Genomic DNA, 13,887 nt, shown 5'->3' on the forward strand with positions numbered 1-13,887 from the left:
GGTGTGGGCCCCGCCCTAAAGCTCGGCGAGCAGCGCGGGCAACTCGCTCAGCGAGTCCATCCGCAGGTCCGCCTTGGCCTGCAGGTCCGGATCCTCGGCGTGGACATACCCCCACGGGCCACGGCGCACGTGGGCGGTGCGCAGGCCGGCCTCCCAGGCCGGGCGCAGGTCGTTGTCGAGCCGGTCGCCGACGTACATCACGCGTCCGGCCTCGATGCCGGGACGCAGTTCGTCACAGGTCTCGATGACCTTGGCGAAGAACCGCGGATCGGGCTTGCTGATGCCCCAGGTGTCCGAGGTGGTGACCCGGTCCACCGGCAGCCGGAGCGCCTCGAGCACCCGGTGCGAGCTGCGGGTCTGGTTGGCCGCGATGACGACCAGATACCCGGCCTGCTGCAGGGCGGCCAGGACGGGCCGCGCGTCCGGGTACAGGTCCCGTTCGCCGTATCCCTCCGGCCGACCGGCCTCGGCCCTGGCCCGGCGCTCGGCGGCGAGGTCGAAGCCGGGCTTGAAGTACTCGAACACGTCCAGGTGGCCGCGGCCGGAGCCGATCACCGCGCCGAAGACGGCCGAGAAGGTGTGCCGGGGCACGCCCAGCCAGTCGGCCCAGCCGTGGTACTCGACGCTCTCGTCGACCAGGGTCTCTCCGACGTCGAAGACCACCGCGTCGATGAGCGGCGAGCGCGGGAGGGGAAGAGCTCTACCGAAGTCGTGGGGGGAGTTCACGCACGTTCTCCTTCCATGCCGTGCACATGCACCCGCATGTGCCGCAGGACCGCTTGCGGCAGCGTAACCGGGCACCTCGCCCTGCCGCCGGGTTTTACCCGAATGAGTGAGAACACGTCGTCTGTCCTCCGCACTGAGAACCGCGCGACGCCACGGCGACCCTACAAAGCCCTGTCACCGCGCGGAAGGGTTTCATGCGTAAGGAAAAGGCAATCCCCGCAGCCCGGAGGGGGTGCGGGGATCGCCAGCGTAGCCGAATACTGACACAGTGTCAGTTTCTGTCCGTGTGCAACCGCGGGGGTGCCGTGCGTAGGCGGGCGACGGGGCCGCGGCGGCGGTTCGGACGGTGCTCGCCCGAATCGCGCCGCCGCCGTCCTCGCGCCGCCGCGCCGCCGCGTCTCAGTGCCCGGCGATGCTCAGCTCCACCACCTTCACCACGACCAGAAGCGAGGAGATCACCAGATAGCTGCGCAGCGAGCCCATCGCGATGCGCTTGCCGGCCGAGAGCCGGGTCTGGCCGAGCTCGGAGAGCGGCGGCATCCGCCAGTCCTCGGCCCCGGTGCGGTCGATCGGCGCGGGCTTCGGGCCGCGTCGGGTGAGCACGGAGCCGCCGAGGACGACTCCGAGCGCCAGGAACGCCAGCATGATCGCGCCGATCTGGTCGGCGGTGATGGCCGGCCAGATCACCGACGCGGTCAGCACCACCGAGAGCGTCACCAGCACGCCCAGCACGCAGGAGGTGAAGATGTTGGTGCGCCTGCCGTTGACCCAGGGCCCGAGCACCTCCTTGTCGTTGCACAGCAGCAGCAGGTACACCGACGCCGAGGGCAGCAGTACCCCGGCCATCGCCTGCACGCCGTTGGTGATCAGGCCGAGCGGCGCGTTCGGGATCAGCACGATGCCCGCGGCCACCGCGATCAGCGCGACGTAGACGCCGTAGAAACCCTTGGCCTGCTTGACCCCGCGGTGCAGCGAGTGGTTCACACCGAAGGTGTCGCCGATCGCGTACGCGGTGGAGAGCGAGACCGCGAAGGCGCCGATGATCGAGGCGTCGAGCAGGGCCACGGCGAACAGGATGCCGAGCAGGTGCCCGCTCTTGGCCGCGATGGCCGAGGCGAGTCCGGCCGCGTCGGTGAAGTGTCCGGCGGCCGGCGTCCCGGCCGTGGCCGCGGCGGCGAAGCCGATGATCGCGCCCGCCCCGACCACCACCACCGCGATGCCGATCCACAGGTCGGCCTTCTCGTACTTCATGAAGCGCGGGGTGATCCGCTTGTCGATGACATAGCTCTGCTGGAAGAACAGCTGCCAGGGCGCGACGGTGGTGCCGACGAGCCCGATGATCAGCAGCATCACCGTGGACAGCTGCGCGGCGCCGCCCGGCAGGGACGGGACCAGGAAGCCGGAGGCGAGCTGCCCGCCGCTCGGGTGCAGCGCCAGCGCGATCGGGATCAGGATCAGGCTGCCGAAGCACAGGGTGAGGGCGACCCGCTCGAACCGGCGGAACGAGCCGGTGGAGGCGGCGCCGATCACCACGACCGCGGCTGCGAGGATCGAGGGCGCCTTGGGCAGGCCCAGATACCCCACCGCCAGGGTGATCCCGATGAACTCGGTCACCAGCGTCAGGGCATTGAGGAGGAAGAGATCGATGACGCTGAAGATCCCCCAGAACCGCCCGAAGCGCTCCAGGATCAGCTTGCCGTGTCCGACGCCGGTGACGACGCCGAGCCGGACCACCATCTCCTGGTTGACGTAGAGCACGGGCACGAGCAGCAGCAGCACCCACAGCAGCGAGGTGCCGTAGTTCTGCCCGGACTGGCCGTAGGTGGAGAAGGCCCCGGCGTCGTTGTCCCCGCACATCACGATCAGGCCGGGGCCGACGACCGCGAGCAGGGTCTTGAACTTGGACGACAGGCCGGAGCGTGCGGCGGTGTCGCCCTGCTTGATGGTGCCGAAGGCGCCCTTGATGTCGCCGAGGTGTGCGTCGTCGAGCACGGCGGAACGGCGAGCGGGCGCGGTGATGAGGTCGGTCATGGCGTGTCCTCTCCCACGCCGTACACACGACCACGTCAGGGTACGTAGAGAGGCAGCGGCTCTCGGCTTGACGTGGACGAACGTACGGTGTGCGAACAGGCAGCGTGAAGCGCAGGAGCGCTCGAGTCCGGTCGCGGGCACGGCGGAGAGACACGATCGGGCGCGGCCGCGACGTTGCGGGGGGCCGAGCGCCACGGGGGCGTGTCTACGAAGGATGCGTGCCGGAACGACACGGGGACTCGGGAACGACTACGCGCACGCCGCAGGCGGGAAGAAGCCCGGCGAGGCCGTACGCGGAGGGTGTCTGCGCGTCAGACTCGGGGGGCCGTCAGGGGCTTGCGAACGTGTGCGGGCCGGGGTCTCGATCGGCCCGTATCATGGCCGGAACTACTCGGTTCCATCGTTCGCCTCCCCTCGGCCGTGGCGCCTCGGCGCCCTGTGCGAAGCCCGCGGGCTTCCGGACTTGATGTGATGTACGCGGTCTGACGGGTACTCAGGCCGATGATCTGATCGTCCGGGGCGGGGCTGAACCACCTCGACATCAGTCAAGAGGCGGTCAAGACACTCACCGGGCCGTGCCAAGTCTGCCCTTCATGAGGGCCTCACGTCAAGTGCGGCTGCACAGTTGCACAAACGTGAAGATGCTGGTCACGCGGAGGTAACGGACATACGCCATCGCCTGGACTCCATACGGCACGGTGCTGACCGGGCGGTGGCCGGCGGGTTAAGAACCCTAAGAAAGCTTAAGGTCGCAGAGTCTTGACGCCGGTGTGGTCTACACCAATCATGGGTCCGACCGGGAGAGGTCTAGTCCATTGTTCCGCAACACCCTCCCGGAGCGTTCGGCGCAACGGGACCCCCGCGTCCCGAGCCCGCCTCCCCACGAACGGCTCGACCCAAGACAGGTGGAAGTGTGCGCATAAGGGAACGAACAAGAGCTGCGGCCGCCGTGGCCACCACCGCGTGCCTGGTGGCCGCGGGCGTGACCGTGCTGTCCGCGAGCGCGCAGGCCGCGTCCGCGAACCTGCTGACCAATCCGGGATTCGAGGCCGGCAGCCTGTCCGGCTGGACCTGTGACACGGGCACCGCCTCGGTGGTCACCACGCCGGTGCACGCGGGCGGCGACGCCCTGGCCGGCGTGCCGACCTCCTCCGACGACGCCCAGTGCACCCAGACGGTCACCGTCGCTCCCAGCACCACGTACTCCCTCTCCGGCTACTTCGAGGGCGACTACGTCTACCTGGGCGTCACCGGCGGCACCGACAGCTGGACGCCGAGCGCCACCAGCTGGCAGCAGCTGACCACGACGTTCACCACCACCTCGTCGCAGACCTCGGTCCAGGTGTACATCCACGGCTGGTACGCGCAGCCGACCTACTACGCCGACGACCTGTCCCTGACCGGACCGGCCGGCTCGGGCTCCTCGGCGTCGGCGTCCGCATCGGCGTCGTCCACGTCGGCGTCCGCTTCTCCGTCGGCTTCGGCATCGGCTTCGGCTTCGGCGTCCCCTTCGGCTTCCGCCTCGGCTTCTCCGTCGGCATCGGCGTCGGCTTCCCCGTCCGCCTCTGCCTCTGCTTCCGCCTCGGCCTCGGCCTCCGCGTCCGCTTCTCCCTCCGCGTCCGCGTCCGCGACCTCGACCGGTAGCGGCAGCGGCGGCACACCCCCGGCCGGCGACGGCGTGGTCACCGCCCCGACCAGCGTGAAGGTGACCGGCACCACCAGTTCCACCGTCACGCTGTCCTGGACCGCGTCCACGGACAACTCGGAGACCGGCGACGTCCCGGCGTACTACGTGTACAACGGCGGCAACGTGGTGGCCACCTCCATGGGCACGAGCGTCACCGTCAGCTCCCTGAACGCGAGCACGGCGTACACCTTCACCGTCTCCGGCTACGACGTGGCGGGGCACCAGTCGGCCCCCTCCTCGTCGGTGAGCGCCACCACCCCGGCCGCGCCCGCCACCACTCCCCCGGTGAAGTCGGCGTACTTCGACCAGTGGGGCGTCTACGGCAACTCGTACTACCCGAGCAACCTGGCCAACTCCGGGGCCGCGGGTGAGCTGACCAACATCGACTACGCGTTCGAGAACATCTCCGACGCCGCGCCGTACCAGTGCTTCGAGACCATCAAGGCCGCGGACACCAACGACAGCGACACCAGCGCCGGCGACGGGGCGGGCGACGCGTTCGCGGACTACCAGAAGGAGTACTCGAGCTCGAACAGCGTGGACGGCAGCAGTGACGTCTACTCGCAGCCGATCAAGGGCAACTTCAACCAGCTGCGCGAGCTCAAGGCCAAGCACCCGAACATCAAGCTGCTGGTCTCCATCGGCGGCTGGACCTACTCGAAGTACTTCTCCGACGCCGCGGCCACCGCGGCCTCGCGCCAGGCCTTCGTCTCCTCCTGCATCAATATGTTCATCAAGGGCAACCTGACCACCGGCATCTCCGGCGACCCCTCCGGCGGTACCGCGGCGGCCGCGGGCCTGTTCGACGGCATCGACATCGACTGGGAGTACCCGGCCAGCGCCGACGGCCACGCCGGCAACCACTACTCCGCCGCCGACACCGCGAACTTCACCGCCCTGCTCGCCGAGTTCCGCAGCGAGCTCGACGCGTACGGCGCGACCATCGGCAAGCACTTCGAGCTGACCGCGACCCTGCCGGCCGGCCAGGACAAGATCAGCCTGATCCAGACCAGCCAGATCGGCCAGTACCTGGACTACGGCAGCCTGATGGCCTACGACATGCACGGCGCCTGGGAGAGCACCGGTCCCACCAACTTCCAGGACCCGATGACCCAGGCCGCCGCCGACCCGTCCACCCCGGTCGCGCCCGGCAACCTGGACTACAGCGTCCAGACCGCGATCACCGCCTACACCACGGGCCTGAGCGCCTACGGCATCGCCGGCGGATTCCCGGCGAGCAAACTCGTCCTCGGCGTGCCGTTCTACTGGCGCGGCTGGACGGGGGTGACCGCGGGAAGTGACTACGGCCTCTACGAACCGGCCACCGGCGCGAGCTCGGCGTTCTCCTACAGCGCGACCGCCGGCACCGCGTTCTACAAGGAACTCGAATCGGCCGGGCTGACCGGCTCGGACGAGCACTGGGACAGCACCACCGACGCCGCCTGGATCTACGACCCGACCACGGACTCGTTCTACACCGGCGACACCGCCCAGTCGATCTCCACCAAGGCCGCGTACGTCACCGCGAACGGGCTCGGCGGCATGTTCGCCTACTCGCTCGAAGGCGACGACTCGTCCAGCACCCTGCTCAAGGCCCTCGGCAGCGACCTGCCGTAGCCCGCGCAGCCCCTGACACCGCGGCCCCGGGCCACCCCCCGACTGGGTGTGGCCCGGGGCCGCGGCGCGCATCGGGTACTCAGCTCTCGGGTATTCAGCTCTCGGGTATTCAGCTCCTGACCTCGCCGGAGCCGGATTCCCGATCTGGTCAGTGGAGGCGCGCCGGTCCCGTTCCGCGGATCAGTCCCCTGTATTCAGACCTGGCCCCACTGATTTCACCGGCTGCACCGGCTTCACCGGACGGCGGGCGCGCCGAGGCAGGGGCCGGCCCGCCGGCGTCGATCAGCTCCCTGACCTCGCCGGCGGGAGCGCGTCGAGGTCGAGCTCCGCCAAGGAGTCCAGCACCAGATCCGCCGCCGAGACGTCGAGATGCCGCGAGACGTCGTTCGGCACGGCCACGCAGCGCAGCCCGGCGGCGTGCGCGGCGCGGATGCCGTTCGGCGAGTCCTCCAGCGCCAGCGCCGAAGCAGGCGGAACGCCGAGCCGCTGGACGGCGAGCGTGTAGAGCGCCGGGTCGGGCTTGGTGCGCTCCACCTCGTCCCCCGTGGCCACCGCGTCGAACGCGGCGAAGAGCCCGAGCCGCTCCAAGTGCCCCTGCACCCAAGCCCGCGGCGAACTCGAGGCGATCGCCAGGCCCAGCCCGCGCGCCTTGGCGAGCTCAACGAGCTCCACCACCCCCGGCCGCACGACCTCCCGAGCCAGCATCTCCGCATGCCGAACCCGCCACCGCGCCTTCACCTCGTCCCGATCCACCGCCAGCCCCGTAGCCAGCGCGATCTCGTTCGTCCCGTCCCACCCGTGATCCGTCGACCCGATCACATGCGCCCAGACCGCCGCCACCAGCGGCACCCCGTGCTGCCCGAACACATCCTGCCAAGCACCGAATTCCGGCGTCTCGGTATCCAGGATCAATCCGTCAAAATCGAACACAAGTGCGCGCAGTTCGGTCACCCCGCGATCTTAAGCGATCGACCCCATTGCGCTCCTCCGGCCCCCAACCGGACCGCGCCTCAGTCGATCCCCTCAGCCGATCCACTCCTGCAGCGGCTCGGTGTCCAGCGTGAGCGAGACCGGCTCGGGCAGATGAACCTGCTGCCCGACCGGGACGCGCTCCACGCTCCGATACGCCTGCCCGTCGGGATCGCTGTAGACGATCACCTTGTCCTCGATCCGGTCTACCACCAGGTAGACCGGGATTCCCGTCTCCGCGTAGGCGCGCGGCTTGTCGACGCTGTCGCGCTGCCGGGCATCCCGGTCGAAGGAGGTCACTTCGACCACCGCGGCCACCGGGTCGGGTGCGGGCCAATCCCCCTGGCCCTTGAACGAATTGGGCGGGGCGAGCAGCAGATCCGGGCGGGCCCGCCCGTTGCGGTAGCGCTCGATCTTCAACTGCTGCTCCGGATACGACCGCAAGCGCGGCCGGGTGCGACTGAACTCCTCGATGAGCCAGGCGATGATCTCCCCGTGGTCCCCGTCCGGCACGTCCTTGACCCCCAGCTTCCCGTGTACGAGTTCGTACCGGGCACCGCCGTCAAGGCGCTCCGCGTCCGCGGCAAGGGCTTCGAACTGCTCGACCCCCATGTCCCGGTGTTCGCGTCGGGCTGCCATGGTCTTCACGATATCCAACCTCCGTCCCGCCCGCAGGCTTCCGCCACCTCGGCGAGCACACAGTGCTGCCGAGCGATCACGTTATTGACGATACGTCAGCCGCGACTCCTATGATACGGAATTCGATACACGATCGGGTGAATCCGGAGAATGCGATTCTTCGCCGTATGGCGCCGTTATCCGACGCCCTTTGCGCACCTCCACGCGCGCACCGACATTGCGCGAATCGCGGCGTCACGGCTGGAAGCGGTAGCCCATCCCCGGCTCGGTGAGCAGCTGCTTGGGGTGTGAGGGTTCGGGTTCGAGCTTCTGGCGCAGCTTCGCGAGATAGAACCGGAGATAGTTCGTCTCGGACTGATAGGCCGGGCCCCACACCTGTTGCAGCAGTTGCTTGCCGGAGACGAGGCGGCCGGGATTGCGCACGAGGACTTCGAGGACGGCCCATTCGGTTTTGGTCAGGTGCACCGTATCGGGGGCGTCGGCGGGGGCGTCGGGGCGCTTGGCCACGGTCTTGGCGGACAGGTCGACGCTGAAGTGGCCGATCAGCACCACCGGTTCGTCGACGCCGGATTCGGCTTCGGCGCGGCGTTGCAGGGCGCGCAGACGGGCCATCAGCTCCTCCATCGAGAAGGGCTTGGTGACGTAGTCGTCCGCGCCGGCGTCGAGGGCGTCGACCTTGTCGGCGGCGTCGGCGCGGCCGGACAGGACGAGGATGGGGACCTTCGTCCAGCCGCGCAGGCCGCCGATGACCTCCGTGCCGTCCATGTCCGGCAGACCGAGGTCGAGGATCACCAGGTCGGGCAGGTGGCGGGCGGCCGCCTCCAGCGCCGAGGCGCCGTCGGCGGCGACCACGACCTCGTATCTGCGGGCCGAGAGGTTGATCCGCAGCGCACGCAGCAGCTGCGGCTCGTCGTCGACCACCAGAACCCGCATCATCGGGTGTCCTCCTGTGCGTTCGTGCTCGATCCCGACTGTTCTTCGATGCCCTCCACCGCGGCGCTGCCTGCGCCGCCCGAGCCGCGTGCCGCGGCCGCCGGGACGGACAGCACCATGGTCACGCCGCCGCCGGGCGTCTCCTCGGGCACCAGGGTGCCGCCCATCGTCTCGGCCAGTCCGCGCGAGAGCGCGAGCCCGAGGCCGACGCCGGTGGTGTTGTCCCGGTCGCCGAAGCGCTGGAACGGGCGGAACACCGTGTCCCACTCCTCCTCGGGGATGCCCGGGCCGCGGTCGATCACCCGCACCTCGACGTGGTCGCCGAGCGCGGAGACCGTCACCGAGACCGGCGAGTCGGTGTGCCGGACGGCGTTGCCGACCAGGTTCGCCACGACGCGCTCGAGCAGCGGCGCGTCCACCAGGCCGTCCGGGATGCCGGGCGCGGGCACCTCCAGCCTCACCCGGCCGACCGCCTCCGGGACGTCGTCGATGGCGCGCGGGACGATGTCCTCGATCGCGGCGGGCTCCAGCCGCGGCTTGAGCGCGCCCGCCTGCAGCCTGGACATGTCCAGCAGGTTCTCCACCAGGCGGGTGAGCTTGTCGAGCGACTCCTCGGCCGCCTCGAGCAGCTCCACCCGGTCCAGCGCCGGAAGCTCAAGGTCGGGGTCGCGCAGCGTGCTGATCGAGGCCTTCGCGGCGGCCAGTGGAGTGCGCAGGTCGTGTGAGACGGCGGCGAGCAGCGCGGTACGCATCTTGTCGGCGGCCGCCAGCGTCTGCGCCGTGGCCGCCTCGCGGGCCAGGCGGCGGCGCTCCATCGCGGCGGTGGCCTGTGCGGCGAACGCGGCGAGTACGCGCTGGTCGGCGGCCGGTAGAGTACGCCCGCGCAGCGCGAGCACCGCGCCCGGACCGGCGTCGATCACGGTGTCCGCGCCGCCGGGGCTCAGGGCCGGATCGCCGCCGGTGGCCGCGACCAGGGTCCAGCGGGTGGGGTCGTCGAGCTCGTCCGGCAGCCGTGGGCCCTGCGATTCGACCCGCTGGAGCAGGCTGACCGAGGCCATGGAGAAGGTCTCGCGGAAGCGTTCGAGCAGCGCCGCGATCGCCTCGTCCCCGCGCAGCACCGCGACCGCGAAGGCGTTGAGCGTCTCCGCCTCGGCCGAGGCGTGCGCGGCGCTGCGCGTCTGTTTGATCGCCAGGTCAACCACGGAGGCCACGGTCAGCCCGACCAGCACGAATACGACCAGCGCGATCGCGTTGTTGGCCTCGGCGATGGTGATCGAGTGGATCGGCGGGACGAAGAAGTAGTTGAGCAGCAGCGAGCTCCACAGCGCCGCCACGAACGCGGAGAGCATTCCGCCGAGCCGGGCGATGGCCACGGTCAGGGTGAGGAACAGCAGGATGTCCGTGGCCTGGTTGAGCCGCAGCGTCGGGCTCCAGTTGTAGAGCACGGTGGCCAGGATCGGCGGCCCGATCAGGGCGGCGGCCACGCCCCGCCAGCTGCCGCCGGTGCCCCACTCGGCCTGGCGCAGCGGGTTCGGCGGGGCCCAGCGGCGGCGGCGCGGAGTCGACTCCCGGTGCGTGACCATGTGCACGTCGATGTCGCCGGAGAGGATGATCGCGGTCTCGCCGATCCCGCGGCCGGTCAGGAACCGGTTGACCCGGCTGCGCCGGGAGGTGCCGAGCACGAGCTGGGTGGCGTTCTTCGCCTGGGCGAACTCGATCAGCGCGCGCGGCACGTCGTCGCCGATGATCGAGTGGTAGCTGCCGCCGAGGGATTCGACCAGGTGGCGTTGGGCGGCCAGGGCGTTCGGGCTGGTACCGGCGGCCAGGCCGTCCGAACGGGCGATGTGTACGGCGAGCAGTTCGCCGCCGGCCGAGCGGGCGGCGATCCGGGCGGCCCTACGGATGAGCAGGTCTCCGGCCTCGCCGCCGGGCAGCGCGATCACCACGCGCTCGCGGGCCTCCCACACCCGGCCGATGCCGTGCTCCTCGCGGTACCGCTGGAGCACCTCGTCCACCCGGTCGGCGACCCACAGCAGCGCGAGCTCCCGCAGCGCGGTGAGGTTGCCGACCCGGAAGTAGTTGCCCAGCGCCGCATCGATCTTCTCGGCCGCGTACACGTTGCCGTGCGCGAGGCGCCGACGCAGCGACTCCGGCGACATGTCGACCAGCTCGATCTGGTCGGCCGCACGCACCACCTCGTCCGGCACCGTCTCGCGCTGCGGCACCCCGGTGATGCGCTGGACCACGTCGTTGAGCGACTCGAGGTGCTGGATGTTGACGGTGGTGATGACCTCGATGCCCGCGTCGAGCAGGTCCAGGATGTCCTGCCAGCGCTTCTCGTGCAGGCCGCCGGGCACGTTCGTGTGCGCGAGCTCGTCGACCACCGCTATCTGGGGGCGGCGGGCGAGCACCGCGTCCAGGTCCATCTCGGCGAACTCGACACCGCGGTAGGTCCGGGTGACGCGCGGGATCAGCTCCAGGCCCTCGGCCATCTTCGCGGTCGCCTCGCGCCCGTGGGTCTCCACGAACCCGATCACCACGTCGGAGCCGCGTTCGGCTCGGCGATGGCTCTCTTCGAGCATCTTGTAGGTCTTGCCCACGCCGGGGGCGGACCCGAGGTAGACCCTGAGCTTGCCGCGCTGACTCACAGGATGATTTTCCCATTCTTCCGGCGGAGCCGAAGCGCACGCCCACGGCGGGGACGGGCGGGTGCCGGCCGTCCCCGTGCGTCGCGCGCGCTCCGGTACACGTATGCAACTCCCACCGGGAGCGGCTTCACTCCGTATATACGCCGCTCTAACGCGCGTGAGGACTATCTCCACACCTGGCTGACGGCCCGGCCCGCCGCGCGACGGGATCCGCGGTGCCGCAGGGTGTGTGAGACGAGCGTCGAGACCGCGGACCGGAGCGTGGAAACGGTGTGAGCGCCCCTCCCCCTGCCGCCGCGGACGTGCTGGAGTGGGCGGGTGACATCGAGAATCGTGGGGCGAGTGATCGTCGGCGTGGACGGCTCGCCCGGCAGCCTCGAGGCGCTGCGCTTCGCATGTGCGCAGGCCGACGTGCTCGGCGCCGTGCTCGTGCCGGTACTCGCCTGGCAGGTGCCGGGTGACGACCGGCCGGGGCGACGCGCGGCCGGGCCGGCGTACCTCGACGCCTTGCGGGAGCTGGCCGAACAGGACCTGCGCGACGCGTTCGAGCAGGGGCTCGGCGGGCCGCCCCGGCACGTGTCCCTGGAGCCGTGGGTGATCCGCGGTCCGGCCGGCCCCACGCTGGTGGAGTCCGCGAACCGGCTCAACGATCTGCTGGTGGTCGGCGCCGGACGCCGCGGACGGCTGCGTCATCCGCTGCACGCCGGCACCGCGCGCTACTGCCTCGTGCACGCCGTCTGCCCCGTGATCGCCGTGCCGCCGCCCCGGTTCCCGGTGCGCGTGCCCTCGCAGCGGCGATTGCGCCGCGACACCGAGCGGCTGATCGAGGAGTGCGGGCAGGGTGCCGCGGCGGCGCGTCCGAACCCCGTGGATCGCGCGGACCCGCCGGGGCCGTGGGGGTCGTCGCGGTCGGCGTGACACCGTCGAGCGGGGCCGGTGCCGGAGATGGCGCGGCCCCCATGCCGACGGGACAGGCAGGGGGCCGCTGATCTCGGGCGCGCGCGCCCGGGCGCGTGCGGGCGAGGGTCAGGCTGGGGTGGGAACGAGGGCTCGGCGCGCCTCTGTGAGTGAGGAGAGCATTCGCAGTGGCGCGCCGCCCGCTTCCAGGCGCCGACGCACCGCGTCGACGCGTTCGAGGCCGGCGGCGTACCAGTGCCGGCCCAACTGGTCCACCGCGGCCTCGAGCAGACGGGTGGACTCCTCGTACTCACCCTGGCGGGCCCGCGCTCCGGCGAGGTCGGCCAGGGTGATCGAACGCTGTTTCCCCGCACCCGGGGTGAGCCCGCGCAGGTTGTGTTCGAGTGCTTCGGCGGCCCGGCCCGGGCGCCCTGCGGCGAGTTGGCAGAACCCGGAGAAGCCGCTGAGCCGGGACGCGTCGTAGTAGTCGAGCCACTCCGGCCGCGACGGACCGCCCCGGCCGAGCTCGGCCTCGGCCCGCGCGATCGCGTCCGTGGCCGCGCGCCCGTCGCCGAGCCGTGACTCCACCTCGGAGAGCACGGCGTAGAGCCAGGACCGCTGTTCCGCGCTGCCACCGCGCAGGCCGCACTCGAGTGCCTGCCGGATCAGGGCTCTGGCCTGCCCGGCCACACCCGCGAACGCAGCAGGGAACGCAGTGTGCGCGAGCACGGCGCTGAGCAGAGCCGGATCGCCGGACTCCTTGGCCGCCTGCCGGGAGAGCTCGAAGTACGCGGTCGCGCACGGCGGCCTTGGCACGTCGAAGAAGGCCAGGCGGGCGGCGAGCAGCGCGGTCTCGGCCATCGGGGCGGCGAGCCGGGCGCGCAGCATCGAGGACCCGGCCGCGGTCATCAGCTCGGCCCCGAGCTCCACGTGCGCACGTACCGGCTCGACCATGGTCTCGGCCGGGACGGTCCAGTACAACGCGCGGTGCTGGGCGGTGATGGCCGCGTAGCCGGTGACAGCCTGCGGATCAAGGGTGATCCGGCGCACCGGCGCCGACTGGGTGGGACGGGCCGGGGTCGTCCTGGGCGCGGCGGCTGCCTGCGCGGACTCCGATTCCGTCCACGTTGCCGCGACGGAGCCGAGGGCCACGGCTCCGACCACGAACTGACGCCTTTTCACTGGATCTGCTCTCTCTCGGTCGTCGTCGAACGACCGGGCGACAAGCGCTCCCCCTGGAACGAACTCGAGTTCCTCGTCCAACTCCCGTCGCGGGGAGCCCGGCCACGGTGCCGGAAAGCCCATGCGCTCGATCGGCAGGCCGAACAAGGACTCGAGTACCTCCTGATACGCCGGCAGCGGAAGCGGCGGGTCCACGCCCTCCCACCGGCGTACCTGCCGCACCGACAGCGAGAGTGCGCGACCGACCTGGCGGGAGCGCTCTTCGAAGGCGAGCGCGAGGTCGGCCTGGGTCCAGTAGCGGCGGCGGCGCAGTTCGCGCAGCGTCACCACGTCGCTATGTCCGCTCGGGGAGCGCCCGCTCTGCCCGCTCGGGGAGCGCCGCCGTGCCTCCGGCTGTACGGTCATATGAGGGAAGTTAGTGCCTCTCTCGCACATGCATCTTGCAATTGCACGAATCCACCCCAACAGGGGAACGCAGACGAATTTCATGCGCCGTGCGTGTGCAACCGTGCGCCCCCCGTACATCCCCGAAGGGGACTTGCGCTCCGGGGACCGCGG

9 protein-coding genes are annotated in these 13,887 nt (G+C 70.7%); 2 read left to right on the forward strand and 7 right to left on the reverse strand.

Annotated elements, in window-relative coordinates; genetic code table 11:
* Positions 1-15: 15 nt before the first annotated feature.
* Positions 16-726, reverse strand: a complete 711-nt coding sequence (locus tag KDL01_RS15220) for an HAD family hydrolase (RefSeq protein ID WP_212529140.1) — start codon at positions 724-726, stop codon at positions 16-18.
* Between the two features lie 399 nt (positions 727-1,125).
* A complete protein-coding gene (locus KDL01_RS15225) occupies positions 1,126-2,757 on the reverse strand; it encodes an NRAMP family divalent metal transporter (protein WP_212529141.1) in 1,632 nt (543 codons plus the stop codon).
* Positions 2,758-3,706: 949 nt separating this feature from the next.
* Between KDL01_RS15225 and KDL01_RS15230 the strand changes: the two genes are divergently transcribed.
* Complete coding sequence (locus tag KDL01_RS15230) at positions 3,707-6,061, forward strand: glycosyl hydrolase family 18 protein (protein ID WP_212529142.1); 2,355 nt, start codon at positions 3,707-3,709, stop codon at positions 6,059-6,061.
* A gap of 282 nt (positions 6,062-6,343) precedes the next feature.
* Here KDL01_RS15230 and KDL01_RS15235 read toward each other — a convergent pair whose 3' ends face one another.
* The 4 genes from KDL01_RS15235 to KDL01_RS15250 form a co-directional block, all read right to left on the reverse strand.
* Entirely contained in the window at positions 6,344-7,012 is a 669-nt protein-coding gene (locus KDL01_RS15235; RefSeq protein WP_212529143.1) for an HAD family hydrolase, read from the reverse strand.
* A 72-nt stretch (positions 7,013-7,084) separates the two neighbouring features.
* Positions 7,085-7,669: a Uma2 family endonuclease gene (locus KDL01_RS15240; RefSeq protein WP_212529144.1), complete on the reverse strand. Its 585-nt coding sequence runs from the start codon at positions 7,667-7,669 to the stop codon at positions 7,085-7,087.
* 234 nt (positions 7,670-7,903) lie between these two features.
* Positions 7,904-8,605, reverse strand: coding sequence for a response regulator (locus KDL01_RS15245; RefSeq protein WP_212529145.1), 702 nt, complete (start codon positions 8,603-8,605; stop codon positions 7,904-7,906).
* Complete coding sequence (locus KDL01_RS15250) at positions 8,602-11,250, reverse strand: ATP-binding protein (RefSeq protein ID WP_212529146.1); 2,649 nt, start codon at positions 11,248-11,250, stop codon at positions 8,602-8,604. Before KDL01_RS15250 ends, KDL01_RS15245 begins: the two co-directional genes overlap by 4 nt.
* A gap of 318 nt (positions 11,251-11,568) precedes the next feature.
* On the opposite strand from KDL01_RS15250, the gene KDL01_RS15255 reads away from it, so the two are divergent.
* On the forward strand, positions 11,569-12,168 hold the full coding sequence (locus KDL01_RS15255) for a universal stress protein (protein ID WP_212529147.1): 600 nt from the start codon (positions 11,569-11,571) through the stop codon (positions 12,166-12,168).
* Between the two features lie 108 nt (positions 12,169-12,276).
* Here the strand turns inward: KDL01_RS15255 and KDL01_RS15260 are convergent, their stop codons facing one another.
* Positions 12,277-13,734 (reverse strand): NsdA family TPR-like regulatory protein, encoded by a 1,458-nt coding sequence (locus KDL01_RS15260; RefSeq protein WP_212529148.1) that lies wholly within the window; start codon positions 13,732-13,734, stop codon positions 12,277-12,279.
* Between the last annotated feature and the right edge of the window lie 153 nt (positions 13,735-13,887).

This window comes from Actinospica durhamensis, from assembly GCF_018139695.1.
GTDB classification, from domain to species: Bacteria; Actinomycetota; Actinomycetes; order Streptomycetales; family Catenulisporaceae; genus Actinospica; species Actinospica durhamensis.